Source organism: Bradyrhizobium neotropicale (assembly GCF_001641695.1).
In the GTDB taxonomy this organism is placed as follows: domain Bacteria; phylum Pseudomonadota; class Alphaproteobacteria; order Rhizobiales; family Xanthobacteraceae; genus Bradyrhizobium; species Bradyrhizobium neotropicale.
In genome coordinates this window covers 29,699-52,150 of the sequence record NZ_LSEF01000022.1, presented here as the reverse complement: position 1 = coordinate 52,150, position 22,452 = coordinate 29,699, and the positions used below count along the sequence as shown (strand labels likewise).

Here is a 22,452-nt window from a genome sequence, read left to right as displayed (position 1 = left end):
CTGGCCGATTCTGTTGAAAAATGCGGTTGTTGCGACTCAGAGATACCAGTGATTCAGTCTGCTTAGTTGGCAGGACTGAAGATCATGATGGGGCATCGGCAAGTCGAACAGGCTGCGTTGTTCTATGAGTTCTCGCTCGAGAAGCATATTCCCGCCGACCACCTGCTACGGTCGATGGACAGGTTCGTCGATCTTCAAGAGATCCGGCGGGGCCTGGCGCCTTTCTACAGTAGCATCGGTCGGCCTTCGATCGATCCGGAGCTCATGATCCGGATGCTCCTGATCGGTTACTGCTGCGGCATCAGATCGGAGCGGCGCCTGTGCGATGAGGTCCACCTCAATTTGGCCTACCGGTGGTTCTGCCGGCTCGGTCTGGACGGTTCGGTGCCGGATCACTCGACTTTTTCCAAGAACAGGCATGGTCGCTTCCGGGAGAGCGATCTGTTCCGTCGAGTGTTCGAGAGCGTCTTGCGCCGCTGCATCGAGGAGCGACTTGTCGGTGGTGAAGGATTTGCAGTCGATGCGAGCTTGATCAAGGCCGATGCCAATCGGCAGAAGGGGATCGAAGGCGACAAGGGCCTTCCACCGGAGGCCGCCGGCCGAGCGATCGATGAATATCTGGCCGTCCTCGACGATGCCGCTTTCGGAGCAGCGACCGAGGTCACGCCGAAGTTCGTGTCGCCCTCCGACCCAGCGGCGCGCTGGATGGGAGCGCACGGCGGCCAAGCCTTCTTCGCCTACTCGACGAATTACCTGGTCGACGTCGAGAACGCGATCATCGTCGATGTCGAGGCAACCACGGCAATCCGACAGGCGGAGGTGTTGGCCGCCAAGCGCATGATTGAGCGCTCGCTCGACCGGTTCGATCTCTATCCGAGCCGGCTCCTCGGCGACAGCGGCTATGGCTCGGCCGAGATGCTCGGATGGTTGGTCTACGAGCACGGCATCGAGCCACACGTCACAGTGTTCGACAAGTCGGTCCGCACAGACGGGATATTCTCGCGCGAGGACTTCACCTATGACCACGCAGGTGACGTGTATCGCTGTCCTGGCGGCAAAGTACTCACCACGACCGGAGCGCTGGTGAACGATGGCGCCACGATGCTTTACATGGCCAGCAAGCGCGATTGCGATCGGTGCGCACTGAAGTCCCGGTGTTGCCCCAAGCAGCCCTCACGGAGGGTGCCGCGCTCAATCTATGAGGGCGCTCGCGACATGGCCCGCCAGATCGCAAGGTCGTGGGAAGGAGGCACCTCGCGTCGGCTCCGCAAAAAGATCGAGATGCTGTTCGCGCACCTCAAGCGCATTCTCAAGCTCGACCGTCTACGTTTACGAGGTCCAAACGGTGCTCGTGATGAGTTCACCCTCGCAGCCACCGCCCAGAACCTTCGCAAGATGGCCAAGCTGATCCCGATGCAATCCCTCAAACCCGCATAACGGCCGTTGGGTCCCATCGGCTCTGGTGCCAATACATCGGGACTACTGCCGCCTTTTTCAACAGAATCGGCCCGTTTCTGACCTTCGCGCTTAGTACGCCGAGATGTCCGTTTTCCGGAGATAAAAAGCGTTGTCCACGTCGCTACCCAAATATCAAGCGGTAGTCCCATTTTCATGTTGCCGAGCAAGAGTTCGGCGTTAACCATCGCTGACGGCTCCAGCCTGGGCGACATCGCTTCGAAGTTTCTTAAATTTTGCTGGGTACCTCTTCAGGGCATAGCGACCTGGGGAAAGAGTATGGGTAAGCGGGCCAAACGTGGAAAGGCGGAGACGCTCGCACTACCAATGGCCGCGAGAGTCGCACTTGGCGTCGTGGCTGTCGCCGCAGCGGGGTACGGTTCGCTGGATCACCCGGCGAGCGTGCAACCGGCACGGAAGCCGTCCGCACCCCAGGCCCAGGCGTCGTCAACGCCGGTTTACGTGGCAACTCCAGTTCGTGCAGCAGCACCGGCTCCTGCTCCGGCTGCGATCCCAGCCCCCGCGCCTCTGGTCGAACCACCAAAAGCCGCTGACGGTCCTGGAGCACTTGTCCGGCAGGTGGTTGACTATGCCAGCCACCAGGCGCCGGGCACCGTGATCATCGATACCAAGAACACATTCCTCTATTTGGTCCTGAACGACACGCAAGCGATGCGCTACGGCATCGGTGTCGGCCGCGAAGGTTTCACTTGGTCCGGTGAACAGACTGTGGCCCGCAAGACAGAATGGCCGGATTGGCGTCCGCCTGCAGAGATGGTTGTGCGTCAGCCTTATCTGCCGCGGTTCATGGCGGGCGGTCCGACCAACCCGCTCGGCGCCCGGGCGATGTATCTGGGCGAGACCGAATATAGAATTCACGGCACCAACAAGCCCGATACGATCGGGAAGCGGGTTTCGTCCGGCTGTATCCGGCTGACCAATGAGGACGTCGTGGACCTCTACGACCGGGTGAAGGTCGGGGCGAAGGTGATCGTGCTTCCGGCAACCGTTGCTCGTCGACCATCCCAGGGAGCGCCGTCCGACGCCGCTTTCCGGTCGCCGGACCCGACGTCGCCGGCGAACCGGCTCTCGGCAGCGAACGCGCAGATGCTGTCATCCGGACCGAGGATCGCCGAGGTCAAGTAACTCGGTGCTCCGTGCCTGGTCTGCGTCCCAATTCCGTCCGTCCCTATCGCTAGGGACAGACGCCGGCAGCAGAGTTCGCTAGTCTGGCGTGGAGCAAACGAGAACCCAGGGGAGCCGTCTTGAGCACCGCGCCGCGCATCGACATCGACCCGCCCTCGTTCTGGGCCGATCCCTATCCGATGCTCGCAAAAATGCGGAAGGAAGCGCCGATCGCCTTCGTGCCGCAGCTCGGCTCGACGCTTCTGGCGAGCCGCGACGATATCTCGATCTCCGAGAAGCAGATCGACGTGTTCTCCTCGCACCAGCCGCAGGGACTCATGAACAAGCTCATGGGCCACAATATGATGCGCAAGGACGGCGAGGCGCACCAGGTCGAACGGCGGGCGGCGTTTCCGACGGTGTCGCCGAGGACGGTGAAGGCGCACTGGACAGCGCAGTTCCAGGCCCATGCCGACCGCATCATCGACACGATCGAACCGAGCGCGCGGATCGATTTCATGCGTGACTTCGCGCTGCCCTTCTCGGGCGAATGCCTGAAGTCGATCACCGGTCTCACCAATATCGACTTCGGCGAGATGGATGCCTGGTCGCAAGCCATGATCGACGGCATCGCCAATTACGCGGGCGATCCTGCGGTCGAGGCGCGCTGCCATGCTGCGACTGCCGGCATCGATGCTGCCATCGACGACATGCTGCCGGTGATGCGCAAGAACCCCGACCAGAGCCTGCTTGGCGTCCTCCTCGCCTCCGGCATGCCGATGGAGAGCGTGCGTGCCAACGTCAAGCTCGCGATCTCGGGCGGCCAGAACGAGCCGCGCAAGGCCATTGCGGGCACGTTGTGGGCGCTTCTGACCCATCCCGAGCAGCTCGATCTCGTGCGCAAGGGCGAGGTGTCCTGGCTCCAGGCGTTCGAGGAATATGCGCGCTGGATCTCGCCGATCGGCATGTCGCCGCGGCGGATCGCAAAGCCATGGACCATCCGCGACGTCTCGTTCGAGCTCGATGAGCGCGTGTTCCTGATGTTCGGCTCGGCCAACCGCGACGAGAAGCATTTTGAGCGCGCCGACCAGTTCGACGTGCGACGCGATGTGAGCAAGAGCGTCGCCTTCGGCGCCGGCCCGCATTTCTGCGCCGGCGCCTGGGCCTCGCGCGCCATGATCGCCGAGGTCGCGCTGCCGACCGTGTTCGCGCGCGCCGGCCGGATCGAGATCGTCGACGACGAGCCGGTGCGGATCGGCGGCTGGGCTTTTCGCGGGCTGCTCAATCTGCCGGTGAGATGGCTGAGCTAGGTCCGGAAAGGGTCCTACCCATTCCACGCGCGGCCATGATGGCATCGTGCCCCTGTTTTGCCCGACGGGTCAAGCCGATTCGGAAAATAAGCAGGCCTTCGCGGTGGCCAGCGGCTACTTTGCATGGGGTTGTTTTCGATATTTTTGTCGTCGGGTGACGAGAGCCTCGGGCTGAGCCGGGCTCATCCTGATTTTCGGTGGGCTCATCACGCACTGTTGCGACGCGCGCGACCGTCACATTTGTGTGCAGAAAAAATCTCCCTGCATTCGCCTGACCGTTTGAAAGATTAATCATGCGCGTCGCACGCGCGACAGTGCGCGCATCGCTATTTTTCCAGGCGTCTCGACACCTCCGGCAGGCCGCACCATCATCCCTGCAACGGGAATGAATGGACGGTCGCATGCGGCCGGGAGCTTGGAATGCAACGTCGGGACTTCTTGAGACTCTCTGCCGGCGCGGCCGCGCTGACGGCGCTGTCGCCGCGCGGCTTCGCGCAAAGCGCCGTGAAGGAAATTCGTATCGGCTATCAGAAGAACGGCGTGCTGGTCATCACGCGCCAGCAGGCTGCGCTGGAAAAACATTTCGCCCCGCAGGGCATCGAGGTGAAATGGGTCGAATTCTCCTCGGGCCCGCCGATGATGGAGGCGATGAATGTCGGCAGCGTCGATTATGGCGCGGTCGGCGATTCTCCGCCGGTGTTCGCCCAGGCTGCGGGCGCCGCGATCGTCTACGCCGCGGGCCAGCCCATCACCAACGGCCAGGGCATTCTGGTCCCGAAGGATTCGTCGATCCGCTCGATCACTGAGCTGAAAGGCAAGCGCATCGGCTTCACCAAGGGCTCCAGCGCCCACAACATCGTTGTGCAGACGCTGGAGAAGGCCGGCCTCACCTATGCCGACATCGCTCCGGTTTATCTGACGCCGCCGGATGCAGGCCCTGCATTTGCCAATGGCAGCATCGAGGCCTGGGCGATCTGGGATCCCTATTTCGCGATCGGCGAGACCAAGCAGAACGGCCGCATCCTGATCAACGCGCGCGAGGTCACCAAGACGAATTCCTTCTACATCGCCAACCGCGATTTCGCGAAGAACCACGGGCCGATCCTGCAGCAGATCGTCGACGTGACCACTGCGACCGCAACATGGGCCGAACAGCACCGCGACGAGGTCGCAAAATCGCTGGCTGCGGTGACTGGCATTCCCCTGGATATCCAGACCATCGCGGCCAATCGCTCGGCCTTCGCGGTCGGTCCCGTCACCGACGACATCGTCGCGACGCAGCAGGGCGTCGCCGACCGCTTCTACAAGCTCGGCCTGATCCCGAAGCCGATCGTCATCCGCGACATCGTCTGGCGCAGCACGGCGACCTGATCGTGCCGACCAGCCTTCCCACTCATAGGGGTTTGAACATGAGGCGCATCATCCAGCGTCTGATCGCGGCCATCGTGCTGTCGATCGGCATCGTCGCGGCCGCGGTCGGGACGTCCTACGGCCAGGACAAGGTCGTCCGCATCGGCTACCAGAAATACGGCAAGCTGGTGCTGCTGAAGAGCAAGGGTACCCTGGAGCCGAAGCTCGCGGCCGACGGCTACAAGGTGGTGTGGACCGAATTCCCGTCAGGACCGCCGCTGCTCGAAGCGCTCAATGTCGGCGCGATCGATTTCGGTAACACCGGCGAAGCGCCGCCGATCTTCGCGCAGGCCGCCGGAGCGCCGATCCAGTATGTCGCCTACGAGCCGCCGGCGCCGAAGGGCGAGGCGATCCTGGTGCCGAAGGACAGTCCGCTGAAATCGGTGGCCGACCTCAAGGGCAAGAAGGTCGCGCTCAACAAGGGCTCCAACGTTCACTATCTCCTGGTTAAGGCGCTGGAGAAGGCCGGCGTCAAATATTCGGAGATCGAGCCGGTGTTCCTGGCGCCGGCCGATGCGCGCGCCGCCTTCGAGCGCGGCGCGGTCGATGCCTGGGTGATCTGGGATCCCTTCCAGGCGGCGGCGGAGGCCGCCACCGGCGCGCGCACGCTCGCCGATGGCAGCAATATCGTCTCGAACTACCAGTTCTATTTCTCCTCGAAGAAGTTTCTCGAGGCCAACCCGAAGATCGTCGACGCCGTGCTCGCCGAGTTGAGCGCGGTCGACGATTGGGCCAAGGGCGACATCCATGCGGTCGCCGAGCAGCTCGCGCCGTCGATCGGATTGTCGGTGCCCGTGGTCGAGGTGGCGCTCAGGCGTCAGGCCTACGGCATCAAGCCGATCACCGATGCGGTGATCGCCGATCAGCAGCAGGTTGCCGACGCGTTCCTCGCGCTCAACCTGATTCCGAAAGCAATCAAGATTTCCGACGTGGCGCGGAGGCCGGGAACATGAGCAAGGTCATGAGCAAGCAAGCGAACGCCAACATCCTCTGGTTCCTGCCGACCCACGGCGACGGCCGCTATCTCGGCACCGCCACCGGCGGCCGCGAGGTCAACTTCAACTATCTGCGCCAGATCGCGCAGGCCGCCGACCAGCTCGGCTATTTCGGCGTGCTGCTGCCGACCGGGCGAAGCTGCGAGGATTCCTGGATCGTCGCCTCCAGCGTCGCGCCCTTCACCGAGCGCCTGCGCTATCTCGTGGCGGTGAGGCCCGGCCTGCAATCGCCGAGCGTCGCAGCGCGTATGACGGCGACGCTCGATCGCATCACGAACGGCCGGCTCCTCATCAACGTCGTCACCGGCGGCGATCCCGTCGAGAACAAGGGCGACGGCATCTTCCTCGGCCATGACGAGCGCTACGAGGTCACCCGCGAGTTCCTGAACGTCTACAGCGACCTGCTCGCGGGCAAGACGGTAAATGTCGAAGGCAAGCACATCCGCATCGAGGACGGTAAGCTGCTGTTCCACCCCATGCAGTCGCCGCGGCCGCCGCTCTATTTCGGTGGCTCATCGGATGCCGGCATCGACGTCGCCGTCGATACCGTCGACAAGTATCTCACCTGGGGCGAGCCACCGGCGCAGGTTGCCGGGAAGATCGCGAAGGTGAGGGCGGTCGCAGCCGCGCGAGGCCGCAAGCTGTCCTTTGGTATCCGTCTTCACGTCATCGTTCGCGAGACTAATGAAGCGGCGTGGCGAGCCGCCAACGAGCTGATCAAGCATGTCAGCGACGAGACCATCGCGGCCGCACAGAAGAACTTTGCCCGCATGGACTCGGTCGGCCAGCAGCGCATGGCGCAGCTGCACGGCGGCAAGCGCGACAAGCTCGAGATCAGTCCCAACCTCTGGGCCGGTGTCGGTCTCGTGCGCGGCGGCGCCGGAACGGCCCTGGTCGGTGACGCCCAGACGGTCGCGGCGCGCATCCGGGAGTATCAGGACATCGGCATCGATACCTTCATCATGTCGGGCTACCCGCATCTCGAAGAAGCCTACCGTTTCGCCGAGCTGGTCTTCCCGCAGCTCTCGCTAGCGCATGGCAGCAACGTGACGCGGCTTCCCAACAACGGTCCGTTCGGCGAGACCGTCGGCAACGATTACCGCCCGCACCAACAGGCATCGCAATCATGAGCCTTATCGACAGCATCTCCCTTCCGCGCAGCGTCCGCCTGCCGCGCGTCGACGGCCTGATCCAGTGGATCGTGCCGCTCGCCATCATCGCGATCTGGCAGCTCGCGAGCGTTACCGGCTTCGTGCCGACGCGGGTGCTGCCGGCGCCGAGCGACGTGGTGCTCGCGGGGTGGAAGCTACTGCTTTCCGGCGAGCTCGTCCGCAACATCTGGGTCTCGTTCTGGCGCGCCTCGATCGGCTTCCTGATCGGCGGCAGCATCGGCTTCGCCTTCGGCCTTGCCAATGGCCTGTCGCAGCTCTCGGCAAAGCTCACCGACACCACGCTGCAGATGGTGCGCAACGTGCCGCATCTGGCGCTGATCCCGCTCGTCATCCTCTGGTTCGGCATCGACGAGAGCGCGAAGCTCTTTCTCGTGGCGCTCGGGGTGTTCTTCCCGATCTACCTCAATACGCTGCACGGCATCCGCACCGTCGATCCCCAGCTCATCGAGATGGGCCGCATTTACGGCATGACCGACGGCGAATTGTTCCGCCGGGTGATTTTCCCGGGCGCGCTGCCCTCGATCTTCGTCGGCATTCGCTTCGCGCTCGGCATCATGTGGCTGACGCTGATCGTCGCCGAGACCATCGCGGCCTCCTCGGGCCTCGGCTATATGGCGATGCAGGCGCGCGAGTTCATGCTGATCGATGTCGTCGTGCTCTCGATCCTCATCTACGCCCTGCTCGGCAAGCTCGCCGACAGCGCCTCCCGCGTGCTGGAGCGCCTGACGCTCGCATGGCACCCTGCCTTTCAGAAACGTTGAGAGTGACATGGAAACAGCTCTTCGCACTTCCCTTCCCGAAACCGAGCTCGCAAGCCGCGCCAATTTCGCGCCGCATGCCCGCGTTGTGCGCGAGGAGCGCCCGGTTCACACCAGCGGCCCGCCGCTCAGCATTCGGGGTCTGCGCAAGTCGTTCGGCGACAATGAAGTGCTGCGCGGCATCGACCTGCACATTCCCGCCGGCCAGTTCGTCGCAGTCGTGGGAAAGAGCGGCTGCGGCAAGAGCACGCTGCTGCGCCTCATCGCGGGCCTGGAAAGGATCGACGCCGGCAGCATCAGCTTCGGCGGCGAGATCCAGCCCGAGGACATTCGTGTGATGTTCCAGGAGCCGCGGCTGTTGCCCTGGGCGCGCGTGCTCGCCAATGTCGAGGTCGGCCTTGGCCGCGATCGCGCCTCCGGTGACGCGCACGCGCGTGCCGAGAAGGCGCTTGCCGAGGTCGGGCTTGCCGACAAGCGCGAGCAATGGCCCTCGGTGCTCTCGGGCGGACAGAAGCAGCGCGTGGCGCTGGCGAGGGCGCTGGTCTCGCGTCCGCGCGTGCTCGCTTTCGACGAGCCGCTCGGCGCGCTCGATGCGCTCACCCGCATCTCGATGCAGCGGCTTTTGGAGCGCGTCTGGCGCGATCAGGGCTTTACAGCGATCCTGGTCACCCACGACGTCGCCGAGGCGGTCGCCCTGGCGGACCGGGTGCTGGTGATCGAAGAGGGCCGCATTGCCCATGATGTCGTGGTTAACGCAGCCCGGCCGCGCCAGCGCGGCTCGGCCGAGCTTGCGGGCCTCGAAGGCTCGATCCTGAGCCACCTTTTGTCGGCGGACGATCGTACCTAAATGTAGGGAGACCCCGCTTCGGGGAGCATGCCATGAATGTAGTGCCCCGCGATCTCATGACCGAAACTGTCGTCTCGTCCGCCGATTTCCGCGGCGCCATGCGCCACCTCACCGGCGGCGTCAGCGTCATCACCGCCGGACGGGGCAAGGACATCACCGGCATGACGGTGACCTCGGTGACCTCGCTCACCGTCGATCCGCCGACGCTGCTCGTCAGCATCAATCGCGACGCCTCCTCGTTCCCGCTGATCCGGCGGCACGGCGCCTTCGGCGTCAACATCCTCAATGCCGACCAGCTCGACATCGCCGAGCGCTTTGCCGGCAAGGGTGGGCTGAAGGGGGCCGATCGTTTCGCCAGCGCCCAATGGGTGACGGGCGTCTCGGGCGTTCCGCTACTCGCCGACGCGCTGTCGGCCTTCGATTGCGAGGTCGAGGAGATTCTCGAACGGCACTCGCACGGCATCGTCATCGGGCGGGTGCGGCAGATCAGGAGCTCGACCCGCAGCGCCGCGCTGGCCTATTGGCACGGTCAATATGTGGCGGTCGATCAGGACGAAGACGCGGCAAAGCTCGCGGACGTCAGTGTTCCCTCGCGCAGCCGGCGCGGCATTTGATCGCCGGAGCAAGGCTGGCCTTTTCCCCGTCATCGCTCTAGAAGCGCTCCCTTGGGCCTTCCCGCCCGGAGGCATTGGAGCAAAACGATGAAGCGCGTGGCGACCTGGGCCTTCTACGCCGTCGGCGCGCTGGCGATCGCCTATCTCGCGCTCTACGCCTATGCAACCTTCCGCGGCGAGCCCATCATTCCCGGCGACCCCATCCACATCTTCCGCAAGCCGGACGCGCCGAACTATTCGTGAGATCTCGTAGGGTGGGCAAAGGCGCATTTGCGCCGTGCCCACCATCTCTCGGAGATTGCCATAGCTGTGGTGGGCACGCTTCGCTTTGCCCACCCTACGGGACTATCCCCGCAATATCGCCAGCGCGAGCGCCTGCGCGCGCGGGACGATGCTGTCGAGCTCGAGATATTCCTCGGGCGTGTGCGCAAGCCCGCCCACCGGTCCGAGGCCGCAGATGGTCGGCGTGCCGACCGCCGCCGTGAAGCCGGAATCGGCGCAGCCGCCAGAGAACTCGCCCTGCAGCGTGGTGAGGCCGACGTCTCTTGCCGCTGCCTGGTAGCCCTCGAACAGCGCCTTCGAGTTCTCGCTCTGCACGGCCGGCAGGAATTCGCCCCTGATCGTCAGCACGGCGCTCGTGCCGGGCACGTAGGGCGTCGCCATGATCCGCTCGATCTCGGCCATCACGCTGGCGCGATCCGCCGGGTTGATGTAGCGCAGGTCGATCTGGCCTTCCGCGTAAGGCGCCGTTGTGTTGACGGACTGGCCACCTGAGACCAGCCCGACATTGAGCGTGATACCCTTGGTGAGATCGGTCAGCGCGTGGATCTGCACGATCTTGTGCGCGAGCTCGCCGATCGCGCTGACGCCGGCGGCGAAATTGGCGCCGGAATGCGCGGCTTTGCCGGTGATGCCGAAATGCATGAAGATTCCGCCCTTACGGCTGGTCACGATGTTGCCGGTCGGGCGGCCCGGCTCGGAATTGTAGACCGCGCGCGCGGCGCGGCCCTCGCGCTCGATCACCGGGCGCGACGAGGGCGAGGCGATCTCCTCGTCCGAGGTGATCAGCACTTTGATCGGATGCGGATTGCCGCCGAATTTCTGGAAGGCTGCGGCGACGAACACGTTCATGACGAGGCCGCACTTCATGTCGGCGACGCCGGGCCCGTAGGCGCGCTTGTCCCGAATCGTGAATGGGCGCCGCCCGGCCTCGCCCTTGGAGAAGACCGTGTCGCGATGGCCCATCAACAGCACCGGCTTCTCGTTGCTGCCGGGCTTGGCGACCTCTGCATGGATCGCATCGCCAAACGTACCGTGGGCTTCCCGCCAGGCGGAAATGCCGTGCTCGGAAAAATGCCGCTCGAACCGCGCGCCGACCGCATCGACGCCTTCCTTGTCGTAGGATCCGGAATCGATATTCACGACCTCGCTGAGCAGATCGATCATCGCCTGCCGCTGCGACGCCAGCCATTCCGTGATTTGCGTTTCAGACATTGTCACCTCGCGTGGTTCTCGCTAGCGCTTATAGGGGTTTCCACGCGTGCGACCTAGTCGAAGAACGCGGCCCCGCCATGATGACGGAGCTCGTGTGTCGCCGGCCCCAAAAGAAATTGCCCGGGACTTCATCCCGGGCATTCACGGCTTTCGAATGTTGCGACTGGTCGCCGCCTACGCCCCCATCGCGGGCATGCGCGGATATTCGCCGGAGGTACCGGCGGGCGGGATCGGGATGCCGCCGTCGGCGTATTCGTTGAGCTTGTTGCGCAGCGTGCGGATGGAGATGCCGAGAATGTTGGCGGCGTGGGTGCGGTTGCCGAGGCAGTGCTTCAGCGTCTCCAGGATCAGGTCGCGCTCGACGTCGGCGACGGTGCGTCCCACCAGCGCCCGCGTCACCTGCTCGGCGGCCATGGTGGCATGCGCCACGGCCGGTGCGGTCCTGGCGACGTCGAGACGGTCGCCGTCCGGGGTGATGATAGCCTCGGGCCCGATCTCGTCGCCCTGCGCCATCAGCACCGCGCGGTGCATGGTGTTTTCGAGCTCGCGGACGTTGCCCTGCCAGCGGTTGGTGGAGAGCACGCGGCGCGCTTCCGCCGAGATCGGGCGCAGCGGCACGCCGTTGGCGTCGGCATACTTCTTCACGAAATGCTGGGCGAGCTCCAGAATGTCGGCGGGGCGCTCGCGCAGCGGCGGGATCTTCAGGTTCACGACGTTGAGGCGGAACAGGAGGTCCTCGCGGAAGGTGCCTTCGCGCACGGCTTCCGCCAGGTTGCGGTTCGAGGTCGCGATGATGCGGATGTCGACCGGCACCGGCCGGGTGCCGCCGACGCGGTCGATCACGCGCTCCTGGATGGCGCGCAGCAGCTTCGATTGCAGGCGCACGTCCATCTCGGAGATTTCGTCGAGCAGCAGCGTGCCGCCGGTCGCTTCCTCGAACTTGCCGATGCGGCGCGCGACAGCGCCGGTGAAGGCGCCCTTCTCGTGGCCGAACAGCTCGGACTCCAGCAGATGCTCGGGGATCGCGGCGCAGTTGATCGAGATGAACGGGCGCTTGGCGCGCGCCGAGCGCGCATGGACGTAGCGGGCCAGCACTTCCTTGCCGGTGCCGGATTCGCCGGTGATCATCACCGAGGCGTCCGAGCCGGCGATCTGCTGCGCCAGCTTGATCACCTTCGCCATGGCGTCGTCGCGATAGACCAGCTCCCGTGAATCGTTGGCGACGGCGGCGAGCACCGCGGCGATCAGCTCGGGCTCCGGCGGCAGCGGGATGTATTCCTTGGCGCCGGCATGGATCGCGGCGACCGCGGCGCGGGCATCGTTGGTGATGCCGCAGGCGACGATCGGGGCGTGGATGTGCTCTGCTTCCAGCCGCATCACGAGGTCGCGGATGTCGAGGGCGACATCGACCAGCAGGAGGTCGGCGCCCTTGCCGCCGCGCAGGACCCGCATCGCCTGCTCGTGATCCTCGGCGTGGGTCACGGTGGCGCCGTTCTCCATCGCGATCTTGGTGGCGGTGGTGAGCTGGCCCTTCAGTGTGCCAACGATGAGAAGCCGCATGTCAGTCTCCTGTCCGTCTGGTCGCGCTGCCGCGCGCTATTCCCTGGGATTGCGCCATGATCCGGAAAAGTGCGAAGCGGTTTTCCGACAAGATCATGCTCAGAATAATCAGCTGCGTTCGGTCTTGATGATTTCGGTCATGGTCACGCCGAGCTTGTCCTCGACCAGCACCACCTCGCCGCGCGCGACGAGCTTGTTGTTGACGTAGATGTCGATGGCCTCGCCGACGCGGCGGTCGAGCTCGAGCACGGTGCCGGGTCCGAGCTTCAGGAGCTCGCCGACATCCATCTTGGAGCGGCCGAGCACGGCCGAGACCTGCACCGGCACGTCGAACACGGCCTCGAGGTCGGCGGCGACGCGGGCCGCATATTCGTCCTCGTTGTAACCGACATCGGTGCCGGCGGGCGGCATCGGGCCGTTGAGGTCGGGCAGCGGGACCTGTGCGTCGTCGCTCATGATTTAGCTCCCCCTGCGGGACGCGATGTAGCGTCCGACCAGTTCGTCGACCTTCGCCGCGATGGCGCCGCGCTCCAGCACGACGCCGCCGTCAGCCCATTCGATCCGGCAGTCGCCGGTCGCAATTTCGGGCTCGGCCAGGATCACCAGCCGCCCCTCGAAGCCGCTCTGCTTGGCGAGCCGCTCGATCTTCTCGCGCGCGTTGTCGTAGAGCGCATCGTTGATGCGGACGACCAGATGCGGCGTCGCGACCAGATGCGAGAAACAATCCTTGACCAGCGCGATGATCTCGCCGAGCGGTTCGGCAGCGACCAGCTCGGCGCACAGCTTGCGCGCCACGGCGATCGCGACGTCCACCGCCTCGGTCTCCATCTTGGCCTCGATGTTGCCGATGCCTCCGGCGATGCCCCTGACCGCGATGTTGATCTCCTCCATGGCAAGGGCGACGCGGCGGTCGCTCTCCGCCTTGGCCTCGCGCTGGCCGGCGGCGAATCCGTCCTGATAGGCGCGCGCCTCGGCTTCCGCGACCTTTTGCGCGATCTCTGCGGCCGACGCGCCCTTCTCCCGCGTCCGCTCGGGCGCGGCGAAGTCGGTGTCGAACAGGAATTTTGCGGGTGCCGCCATCAGTACACCAGCTCGTCGTCGGCGCGGTTCTTGGTCAGCATGATCTCGCCCTTGGCGGCGAGATCCTTGGCGAGGTTGACCAGCAGCGCCTGCGCCTCGTCGACGTCGCGCAGGCGGACCGGGCCCATCGCCGCCATGTCGTCCTGGAGCATCTTGGCCGCGCGGGAGGACATGTTGCCGAAGAAGAAGTTGCGGACGTCCTCGTTGGCGCTCTTGAGCGCGACGCCGAGCTTGTCCTTGTCGACGTTGCGCATCAGGGTCTGGGCCGAGCCGGAATCGAGCTTGACGAGGTCGTCGAAGGTGAACATCAGCGCCTTGATGCGCTCGGCCGATTCCCGGTTCTCCTCTTCCAGCGAGGTGATGAAGCGGGTTTCGGTCTGGCGGTCGAAATTGTTGAAGATTTCGGCCATCACCTCGTGGGCGTCGCGGCGGCGGGTCTGCGACAGGTTGGACATGAATTCGGTGCGCAGCGTCTTCTCGACGCTCTCGATCACTTCTTTCTGCACCGCCTCCATCTTCAGCATGCGACCGACGACGTCGAGCGCGAGCTCCTCGGGAAGGATGCCGAGCACGCGTGCGGCGTGCTCCGGTTTCAGCTTCGACAGCACGACCGCGATGGTCTGCGGATATTCGTTCTTCAGGTAGTTGGCGAGAACCTCTTCCTGCACGTTGGAGAGCTTCTCCCACATGTTGCGGCCCGCGGGGCCGCGGATCTCGTCCATGATGCCGTTGACGCGCTCCGGCGGCAGGTATTGCTGCAGCAGCCGCTCGGTGGCGTCGAAATTACCCATCAACGCGCCCGAGGCCGACATGCGCGAGACGAATTCGAGCAGCATGTCCTCGACCGTATCGACCTCGACGGTGCCGAGCGTCGACATTTCCAGCGAGAGCTGCCGCACCTCCTCGTCGTCGAGCAGCGACCAGATCTTGCCGCCATACTGCTCGCCCAGCGCCAGCATGAGGATCGCGGCGCGCCGCGGTCCGGACAGCTGCTCGGTCTTGCCGCTGGCCGCGCGGCTGCCGGCGCGGGCACCCAGCGTCGAGATCACGCTGGTGATGTCGTTGGAGTTGGCGTTTTGCAGGGAGGCGGCCATGTCAGATCTCGTATCGAATCATTTCGCGGGTTCGGTCAGCCATTGGCGGATGATGGCCACGGTTTCATTTGGATTACGCTCGGCGAGCTCGCCGACGCGATGAACGGACTGGGCGTGGACCTGGCCCTGGATGGTGGCGACGTCGATCGCGCTCGCGGTGGCGCTGCCGCCCGGCAGCAGCGGCTGACCGCTCGCGGCCGGCGCGGCGTCGTCGGCAGGGCCGGCAAGCACGCCGCTGATGGCGGCGGCGACTTCGTCGGAGGCCAGGATGCGTTTGACCAGCGGGCGGATCACCATGAACATCACGACGAGGCCGAGCAGCATCATCACGCCGAGCTCGACGAAGTACATCACGTCGTCCTTGGTGAACTGCAGCATGCCGAGGAAGCCGCTGGGTTCGCCGATCGGGGCGGTGGAGGGAGCGTCGGCAAAGCGCAGGTTGACGACCTCGACCTGGTCGCCGCGCTTCTGGTCGAAGCCGATCGCCGAGCGCACCAGGGTGGCGATCCGGTCGAGCTGCTCCTTGGTGCGGTCCTGATAGGCCAGCTCGCCCTTCTCGTTCTTGGAGTAGATGCCGTCGACGAGAACCGCGACCGAGATGCGGTTGACCCGGCCGGCCTCGGTCACCTCGGTCTTGGTGGTGCGGGAGATCTCGTAATTGTTGGTCTCTTCGGTCTTCTTGCTCTGGTCCTTCGCCGCCACGCCGCTGTTCTGCTGGTTGCCCGGCAGCTCGTTGTTGACGGTGACCTGGCCGTTGTTGTCGGCGGTGAGGCTGGATTCCTCGCGGGTCTGGCTCGAGCGCAGCACGCGCCCTTCCGGATCGAACTTGTCCGAGGTCTGGGTGATCTTGTTGAAGTCGAAATCGGCGGAGAGCTGCACGCGGGCGCGGCCCGAGCCGACCACGGAGGACACGATGTCCTCGACCTGCTTGCGCATCCGCTTCTCGAAGGCGGCGCGGCGTTCGTCGCCGACGGCCTGATCCGCGTCGGTCGCGGCGCCGTCGGCCAGCAGCTGGCCGGATTCGTCGACGATCGATACCCGCTGCGGTTTCAGCCCGTTCACCGCGGAGGCGACGAGATGGCGGATGGCGCGGATCTGCTGCGCCTCGAGCGCGCCGCGCACCCGCAGCACGATCGAGGCGGACGGCTCCGGCGCTTCGCGCGAGAACAGCGGCCGCTCGGGCAGCACGAGATGGACGCGGGCGGCCTGGATGCGGTCGATGGCGCGGATGGTGCGGGCGAGCTCGCCTTCCAGCGCGCGCAGATGATTGATGTTCTGGACGAAGCTGGTGGTGCCGAGCGCGTCGGACTTGTCGAACACCTCGTAGCCGACTCCGCCACCCTTGGGGAGGCCGCCCTCGGCGAGCTTCATCCGCAGCCGCGTGACCTTGTCCTTCGGCACCATGATGATGGTGCCTTCATTGCGCAGCTCGAACTGGATGCCCTGGCGTTCCAGATCCTTGATGATGCTCGAGGAATCCTCGACGCTGAGGTCGGTGAACAGGGTCGTCATCTGCGGCGTGGTGACCCGCATGATGACGAACGCGAAAAAGCCGATGAGCGCGGCGGTGACCGCGATCATCGCCCCGAACCGGGCGGCGCCGATACCTTTCAGGAAGTCAACCAGACCTTGCAAGCAACCGCCCCAACAGATTCGACCCGCATTCCCGAGCGGTCGACTGGGCAATTATTGCCTAGGTGATGGTTTCGATATGGTTAACGAAGGTTAAGAGGTCGGACAAAAGTGGCGACATGAAAAAAATCGGCCTCGCGGGGCGAGACCGATTTTTGTCAAAAGCCGCAGATTTCCGGATCGCTTACTGGCGATATTGCTGGATGCGGGTGGTGCGAAGACCCGCCAGACCATGCTGGTCGATGGAAAACTGCCAGGAGAGGAATTCGTCGACCGTCAGGGTATAACGGCTGCAGGCCTCCTCGAGGGACAGAAGTCCGCCACGCACAGCGGCGACGACTTCAGCCTTGCGGCGGATGACCCAGCGTTTGGTGCCGGGTGCAGGCAGATCCGCGATCGTCAGCGGACTGCCGTCCGGCCCGATGACGTATTTTACCCTCGGGCGATGGGGTTCTGTCATGGCGTACTCACAAACTCTCAACCACTGAACTCACGCCAGTAACCCTACGCCCGGCGGCTTAAAAATCCGCTAAGCCTAAGGCTTCAATACAATTCTCGTTGAAACTGACGGGAACACGGCCGGCCCGGCGGGCGGGACGCGTGGTCCGGGCCGGCCGAGCGGGGCAGAAGGTAAATACTTTACTAACGAACGAAGCCTGCGCGAGACGCCGCAAGGCCCTCAACTGTCGTCCCGTGCGCGCGTTTGCGCGAACCCGGGAGCCATAAGCCATAACCACAGGGAGTGGTTCTTGCAAAGACTCGGGGTAACTGCCCCGCGCCACGACCAGTGGCGGCGTCGCCTTAGTTGCTGCTGCCGACGATGCTCTTGACCTGGCTGACCGTGTAGCTGTTGCCGTCGATCGTCAGCAGCGGTGGCGACTGGGTCAGGTCGACGGATGACACCGTGCCTTGGACCTGCGCGGCGATGCCGACATTGTTGTTCGCGACGTCCTTGCCCGTTGCCGTGATCGTGTACTTGCCGTCGGGCCACTGCGTGCCGTCATTGCCCTGACCATTCCATGTGAACGGAATGTCGCTGCCGGCGCCGGCGGTGTATTTGCCGGTGAAGACGGTCTGGCCGCTGGCGTTGGCGATCGAGATGTTGACGGTCGCGCTGGTCGGCACGTTGAGGTGCCAGGTTGCGGACGAACTCTTCATCGTCGCGGTCGTGCCGTCGACCACTGCGGTCTTGCCGACGAAGCCGAGCGCCTGGGTCGCCTGCGTGGTCTGCTGCAGGCTGACGAGCTGAGCGAGCGAGTCGTTGGTCTTGAGCTGCTGCTCGACGCCGGCGAACTGCACGAGCTGCTGGGTGAACTGGTTGGTGTCGAGCGGACTGAGCGGGTTCTGGTTCTGCAGCTGCGTGGTGAGCAGCGTCAGGAAGGTCTGGAAGTTGCCGGCCAGCGTCGATCCAGTCGTCGAGCTCAGGCTCGAATTCGACGAGGATTTCGGGATGTCGGTCGTCCCGGAGACGACCGAGGGCGCGGTGGCATTCGTGGTGGTCATGTCGAATACTCCTCACACTCTGATATCGACGCCGCTGCTCGAACCGAGCATGCGGCCGTAGCTGCGTCCCACGGGCGCAGCCGGCGCTGCGTCCTCGTCGCTGATGATCAGACGGCGGAGATTGCCGCCATTGTCGTTGTTCTGGCCGGAATTCTGCCCTGACGAATTCTGGTCGCGCAGGCTGAACGACAGGCCGTTGCTGCCGGTCTTGAGGCCCGCATCGTCGAGCGCGCGCTGCAATTGCGGCGCGTCCTGTTTCAGCATCGACAGCGTCTCCGGCTTCTCGACGGTGAGATGCGTGGTGACCTGGCCGTTGCGGTCGACATTGATGCGCACGTCGATGCGGCCGAGCTCGGCCGGATCGAGACTGATGTCGAAGCGCGTCTTGCCGGCGCGCGCGGCGGCGGCGATCTCGATCGGCACGCCGCTGATCGGCACGGCGGTGCTGGTCGCCGCAGTCGCGGTGAGCGTCGCGGTGGAGGCGGTTGCCGTCGAGGTCGTCGTGGTCAGCGGCGCCTGCACGGCGGAGGTGGCCTGCGCGCTGGTGTCGGCCGTGGTGACGGCGGCCTGTGCGCTCGCGTGGGCGTGAGTCGCCGGCGTGCCTGGCGTCGCATCAATCGTGCGATCGGAGGCGCCAGCTTTCGCATCGGTCGCGCCGCCATCGGCCTGCGGCTTGGCGGCTTGCGGGTGCGCGGCCGCGTTGGGGCTGGTGGTGGTCGCGGGATTCTGCCCGGTGCTGCTGCCGGTCTTGCCCGCGTCCTGGCCGATATTGGAGACGTCGGTCTGTCCTTGCGCGGTTGCGACGGCTTTGAACGAGGTCTTTGGCGTGCCCTGGTCGACGGCGGCGATCAGCGCGCCGTTGCTCTTGGCATCGGTCGCCGCTGCATCGGTCGCGCCGGTCGCCGCATCCGCAAGCGTCGTCGAGGTGTCCGAGCTGACGGTCGCACCCGCCGTCTTGGCGCTCTTGTCGGCGGGCGTTGCCGTATCGGCCTTGCCGCCGGCGATCTGCGCGGCGGTCGAGGCGCTGGCCGCGATGCCGGCGGCGGCGATCGTCAGCGGTGAAGAGGAATTGCTGGCGGCCTGATTTGCCGCGGCGTTCGGATCGGTCGGCACAACGGGGGCGGCGACGACGATCGCATTCGGATCGGGGATGGCGGTTTGCGTCGGGTCCGGCTGTGCGGCGGTCGCGGCATCGACGGCCGCGGCGGTATCGTCGCTCTTGTCGCCCTTGCTCCCCTCGGACTTGCCGGAGGCTTTGGTGGTGTCCGTCTTGTCCTTGGGCTTGTCGTTCGCCTTGGCCGCGGCGGAGGTACCGTCGCTCGCCGGCGGCGATGAATCGCCGGTGTCGCTCGCCTTGCTCTGCGAGGACTGGTCGGCGGAGGAGGTGTCGCGCGGGCCCTTGTCGGAGGCGGACGACGCCGAGTCGGACCGGCGCGGCGCGGTGTCCTGTGTCGATGGCGGCGCATTGTTGCTGATCGCCTGCGTGTTGCTGTCGACCAGCGCGCCGAAGGAGTCGTTCGAAGATGCGCTCTGTGAGCTCTGCGACCGGGCAGGCTTTTGCGGCGCACTCGGCACAGGCACGCTGGCAGCTACATCTGACGTCACACCAACCACAGGCGACCCCTTGCAAACATCTTCGGGCAAGGAGGGAGCAAGGAGCGGGCCAGCCCCGCGTCGTGAAGCTTTGTCCATATAAATCAATGCCTTGACGGAATTGCACCGATGCCATCATCCACCGCGCGACCCGCCATTTCTGCCTCCCCCAGGCAAGAATTGCCCCAAGCGGGTGGGTGCGTGATTGCTTCACCGGAATGCGGCCTATATTAAAGGGTAGCTCTCAGCCGCTTTCGACCGGGCAAGCCGTCCCCGGGGGAACCAGAGTTCCCCGGGACCGCGGGTGTCCCGGCCAAAGCCAACGGAACCTCGCGGAACGCCAGCCGCCGCACTTGCATTCAACAGGCCATGCTCAACAGTCTGGATCTCGAAGGCCGTCCGCAGGACACCAGGGTCGTCGTCGCCATGTCGGGCGGCGTCGATTCCTCGACCACGGCCGCGCTGTTGAAGGCGGAAGGCTACGACGTCGTCGGCATCACGCTGCAGCTCTACGACCATGGCGCGGCGACCCATCGCAAGGGCGCCTGCTGCGCCGGCCAGGATATTCACGACGCCCGCGACGTCGCCGCCAAGCTTGGCATTCCCCATTACGTGCTCGATTACGAGGACCGCTTTCGCGAGTCCGTCATCGACAATTTCGCCGATAGCTACGCGCTCGGCGAGACCCCGGTCCCGTGCATCGAGTGCAACCGCTCGGTCAAATTCCGCGATCTCCTGAAGACCGCGCGTGAGCTCGGCGCGACTGCGCTCGCCACCGGGCATTACGTCGCCTCGCGTCGCCTCGCCGACGGCTCCCGCGCGCTGACCTGCGCGGCCGATCCGGAGCGCGACCAGAGCTATTTCCTGTTCGCGACCACGCGCGAGCAGCTTGATTACTTGCGCTTTCCGCTCGGCAACATGGCCAAGGCGGAGACACGCGAACTCGCGCGCCGCTTTGGGCTGGCGGTTGCCGACAAGCACGACAGCCAGGACATCTGCTTCGTGCCGACCGGCCGCTACACCGACATCATCACCCGCCTGCGGCCGAACGCGATGGATCCCGGCGACATCGTCGATCTCGACGGCCGCGTGCTCGGCCAGCATCACGGCATCGCCAATTTCACCGTCGGCCAGCGCCGCGGCCTCGGCATCGCCTCCGGCGCTCCGCTGTTCGTGGTGCGGCTCGATGCAGCCAACCGCCGCGTCGTGGTCGGCCCGCGCGATGCGCTGAAGATGCACCGCATCGTGCTGCGCGACGTCAACTGGATCGGCGACGGCGATATCGACCGCGCCATCGGTGGCGGCCTCGAGATGTTCGTGCGCGTGCGCTCGACCCGCAGCCCGCAGCCGGCCTGGCTGCGCGGCGGCAACGGTCATTACGAGGTCGAGCTGGTTGCCGGCGAAGAGGGCGTATCGCCCGGTCAGGCCTGCGTTTTCTATGACGCGCCTTCGGGGCAGGCGCGCGTGCTCGGCGGCGGCTTCATTCAAAGCGCCGCCGCGAAGGTCGCGACAAGCACAGCGAGGCCGCTGGTGGAAGCGGTGCGCGGCTAAATCTTCAGGGCAGGGGGCATGGCAGCAGACATCTCGCGGGCCGGGGTCGAGAAGGCCTATGGCCGCTGGGCGCCGGTCTACGATCTCGTGTTCGGCAAGGTGTTCGACGCGGGACGGCAGTCGACCATCGCGGAGGCCGACCGGATCGGCGGCCGTATCCTCGACGTCGGCGTCGGCACCGGCCTGTCACTGTCCGACTACTCGCGCGCGACAAGAATCTGCGGCGTCGACATTTCCGAGNCGAGCCGATGCTGCGCAAGGCGCAGGCGCGCGTGCGCGCGCTCCAGCTCTCCAATGTCGAAGTGCTCTCGGTGATGGACGCCAAGAACCTCGCGTTCCCCGACGGCCTCTTTGACGCGGTGGTCGCGCAATATGTCATCACCGCCGTGCCCGATCCCGAAGGCACGCTCGACGAGTTCGTGCGCGTCTTGAAGCACGGCGGCGAGCTGATCCTCGTCAACCACATCGGCGCCGAGAGCGGCCCGCGAAAGCTGTTCGAGCTCGCCTTTGNGCTCGGCTGGCGCCCGGAATTCCCGTGGGACCGCCTCGTCAATTGGGCGGCAAGGCATGGCGGCGTCACCCTCACCGAGCGCCGGCCGATGCCGCCGATGGGGCACTTTTCGTTGATCCGCTACCGGAAAACGTGATCTTGCGAGCCGGGAACACCGGTCGTCGCTCGCGCGTTTCCGTTCCATGCGCACGACATCGAACCTCATCTTCGCAGGTCTGTTGATCGCCGCCTCAGGCGCGGCGATCGCACAGGCACCGCCCTCACCGACGACGCCGCCGCAGCAGACCGCGCCGCCGTCGCCGCAGCGCGCGAGCGACTGCATGCCTTCGGACCGACTGCAAAGCCCGGCCAAGCCCGACGACACCACCACAACCGGCCAGGCGCGGGAACCGCTCGGCGACAGGCTGGCCAAATCCGATGGCGTGATCTGCCCGCCCTCCGGCGTCGATCCCGAGATGCACGCCCCCGCACCCGAGAGCGGCGGCAACACCCCCGTCATCCCGCCTCCCGGCAGCCCCGGTGGCGACCCCAACGTGAGGCCGAAATAGGGCCGTTCCGACGCAGGAATCTCGTCATGCCCGGGCTTGTCCCGGGCATCTACGCTGTTGGACCCGCGAAATAACGGCGCGGATGGCGGCACAAGCCCGGCCAAGACGGACTCAGTGCCGAAAAGGCCAGTTTTCCCGCGGACTTGTCCCGCCGACGCCTTGGCGAAGGCGGAAGCTTAGCGAAGCCGGATTGCTTGACA

Annotated in this window: 21 protein-coding genes and 3 pseudogenes; 15 read left to right on the top strand and 9 right to left on the bottom strand. The window is 65.4% G+C overall.

From position 1 onward, the window contains the following. Window positions 1-84 precede the first annotated feature (84 nt). The 10 genes from AXW67_RS03040 (at window position 85) to AXW67_RS43025 (ending at window position 9,929) form a co-directional block, all read left to right on the top strand. A complete protein-coding gene (locus tag AXW67_RS03040; RefSeq protein WP_063676234.1) occupies window positions 85-1,437 on the top strand; it encodes an IS1182 family transposase in 1,353 nt (450 codons plus the stop codon). Between the two features lie 297 nt (window positions 1,438-1,734). Next, window positions 1,735-2,601 carry a L,D-transpeptidase gene (locus tag AXW67_RS03035; RefSeq protein ID WP_063676531.1) on the top strand — a complete coding sequence of 289 codons (867 nt, stop codon included), beginning with the start codon at window positions 1,735-1,737 and terminating at the stop codon, window positions 2,599-2,601. Window positions 2,602-2,720: 119 nt separating this feature from the next. Beyond that, a complete protein-coding gene (locus tag AXW67_RS03030; protein ID WP_063676520.1) occupies window positions 2,721-3,890 on the top strand; it encodes a cytochrome P450 in 1,170 nt (389 codons plus the stop codon). Between the two features lie 420 nt (window positions 3,891-4,310). Then, the gene (locus AXW67_RS03025) at window positions 4,311-5,261 is read left to right on the top strand and encodes a sulfonate ABC transporter substrate-binding protein (RefSeq protein ID WP_063676518.1); all 951 of its coding nucleotides are present in this window, start codon (window positions 4,311-4,313) and stop codon (window positions 5,259-5,261) included. A gap of 38 nt (window positions 5,262-5,299) precedes the next feature. Further along, on the top strand, window positions 5,300-6,253 hold the full coding sequence (locus AXW67_RS03020) for a sulfonate ABC transporter substrate-binding protein (RefSeq protein ID WP_063676516.1): 954 nt from the start codon (window positions 5,300-5,302) through the stop codon (window positions 6,251-6,253). After that, on the top strand, window positions 6,250-7,425 hold the full coding sequence (gene ssuD / locus AXW67_RS03015; protein WP_082907736.1) for an FMNH2-dependent alkanesulfonate monooxygenase: 1,176 nt from the start codon (window positions 6,250-6,252) through the stop codon (window positions 7,423-7,425). The genes AXW67_RS03020 and ssuD overlap by 4 nt, the downstream gene beginning before the upstream one ends. Further along, on the top strand, window positions 7,422-8,228 hold the full coding sequence (gene ssuC / locus AXW67_RS03010) for an aliphatic sulfonate ABC transporter permease SsuC (RefSeq protein ID WP_063676514.1): 807 nt from the start codon (window positions 7,422-7,424) through the stop codon (window positions 8,226-8,228). Before ssuD ends, ssuC begins: the two co-directional genes overlap by 4 nt. 7 nt (window positions 8,229-8,235) lie before the next feature. Continuing rightward, the gene (locus AXW67_RS03005; RefSeq protein ID WP_063676483.1) at window positions 8,236-9,072 is read left to right on the top strand and encodes an ATP-binding cassette domain-containing protein; all 837 of its coding nucleotides are present in this window, start codon (window positions 8,236-8,238) and stop codon (window positions 9,070-9,072) included. Window positions 9,073-9,104: 32 nt separating this feature from the next. After that, window positions 9,105-9,686 carry a flavin reductase family protein gene (locus tag AXW67_RS03000; protein ID WP_063676481.1) on the top strand — a complete coding sequence of 194 codons (582 nt, stop codon included), beginning with the start codon at window positions 9,105-9,107 and terminating at the stop codon, window positions 9,684-9,686. A gap of 87 nt (window positions 9,687-9,773) precedes the next feature. Next, window positions 9,774-9,929 (top strand): hypothetical protein, encoded by a 156-nt coding sequence (locus AXW67_RS43025; RefSeq protein WP_027553325.1) that lies wholly within the window; start codon window positions 9,774-9,776, stop codon window positions 9,927-9,929. Between the two features lie 102 nt (window positions 9,930-10,031). On the opposite strand, the gene AXW67_RS02995 is transcribed toward AXW67_RS43025, so the two are convergent. The 9 genes from AXW67_RS02995 to AXW67_RS02955 all read right to left on the bottom strand — a co-directional run bounded on the left by AXW67_RS02995 (window position 10,032) and on the right by AXW67_RS02955 (window position 19,663). Beyond that, window positions 10,032-11,180: a M20 family metallopeptidase gene (locus AXW67_RS02995; protein ID WP_063676478.1), complete on the bottom strand. Its 1,149-nt coding sequence runs from the start codon at window positions 11,178-11,180 to the stop codon at window positions 10,032-10,034. Between the two features lie 174 nt (window positions 11,181-11,354). Next, on the bottom strand, window positions 11,355-12,740 hold the full coding sequence (gene flbD / locus AXW67_RS02990) for a sigma-54-dependent transcriptional regulator FlbD (RefSeq protein WP_063676476.1): 1,386 nt from the start codon (window positions 12,738-12,740) through the stop codon (window positions 11,355-11,357). Between the two features lie 108 nt (window positions 12,741-12,848). After that, window positions 12,849-13,196, bottom strand: a complete 348-nt coding sequence (gene fliN / locus AXW67_RS02985; RefSeq protein WP_027553331.1) for a flagellar motor switch protein FliN — start codon at window positions 13,194-13,196, stop codon at window positions 12,849-12,851. A gap of 3 nt (window positions 13,197-13,199) precedes the next feature. Further along, window positions 13,200-13,820 carry a FliH/SctL family protein gene (locus AXW67_RS02980; RefSeq protein WP_063676474.1) on the bottom strand — a complete coding sequence of 207 codons (621 nt, stop codon included), beginning with the start codon at window positions 13,818-13,820 and terminating at the stop codon, window positions 13,200-13,202. Beyond that, window positions 13,820-14,914: a flagellar motor switch protein FliG gene (fliG, locus tag AXW67_RS02975; protein WP_063676471.1), complete on the bottom strand. Its 1,095-nt coding sequence runs from the start codon at window positions 14,912-14,914 to the stop codon at window positions 13,820-13,822. The genes AXW67_RS02980 and fliG overlap by 1 nt, the downstream gene beginning before the upstream one ends. Window positions 14,915-14,932: 18 nt before the next feature. Next, window positions 14,933-16,549 carry a flagellar basal-body MS-ring/collar protein FliF gene (gene fliF, locus AXW67_RS02970; protein WP_027553334.1) on the bottom strand — a complete coding sequence of 539 codons (1,617 nt, stop codon included), beginning with the start codon at window positions 16,547-16,549 and terminating at the stop codon, window positions 14,933-14,935. 181 nt (window positions 16,550-16,730) lie between these two features. Further along, entirely contained in the window at window positions 16,731-17,006 is a 276-nt protein-coding gene (gene sciP, locus AXW67_RS02965; protein WP_002714638.1) for a CtrA inhibitor SciP, read from the bottom strand. Window positions 17,007-17,347: 341 nt separating this feature from the next. Next, window positions 17,348-18,049 carry a flagellar hook assembly protein FlgD gene (locus AXW67_RS02960; RefSeq protein WP_063676469.1) on the bottom strand — a complete coding sequence of 234 codons (702 nt, stop codon included), beginning with the start codon at window positions 18,047-18,049 and terminating at the stop codon, window positions 17,348-17,350. 12 nt (window positions 18,050-18,061) lie between these two features. After that, window positions 18,062-19,663, bottom strand: coding sequence for a flagellar hook-length control protein FliK (locus tag AXW67_RS02955; protein ID WP_063676467.1), 1,602 nt, complete (start codon window positions 19,661-19,663; stop codon window positions 18,062-18,064). A gap of 348 nt (window positions 19,664-20,011) precedes the next feature. Between AXW67_RS02955 and mnmA the strand changes: the two genes are divergently transcribed. From mnmA to AXW67_RS02940, 5 genes and pseudogenes are all read left to right on the top strand, one after another. Further along, complete coding sequence (gene mnmA / locus AXW67_RS02950) at window positions 20,012-21,193, top strand: tRNA 2-thiouridine(34) synthase MnmA (RefSeq protein WP_027553337.1); 1,182 nt, start codon at window positions 20,012-20,014, stop codon at window positions 21,191-21,193. A gap of 18 nt (window positions 21,194-21,211) precedes the next feature. Next, a pseudogene (locus tag AXW67_RS43715) lies at window positions 21,212-21,433 on the top strand (class I SAM-dependent methyltransferase); the annotation flags it as partial. A 1-nt stretch (window position 21,434) separates the two neighbouring features. After that, window positions 21,435-21,703: pseudogene (locus tag AXW67_RS43710) on the top strand (class I SAM-dependent methyltransferase); the annotation flags it as partial. A gap of 1 nt (window position 21,704) precedes the next feature. Next, window positions 21,705-21,840, top strand: a pseudogene (locus tag AXW67_RS43705) (SAM-dependent methyltransferase); the annotation flags it as partial. 46 nt (window positions 21,841-21,886) lie between these two features. Further along, entirely contained in the window at window positions 21,887-22,252 is a 366-nt protein-coding gene (locus tag AXW67_RS02940; RefSeq protein ID WP_063676465.1) for a hypothetical protein, read from the top strand. Window positions 22,253-22,452 lie beyond the last annotated feature (200 nt).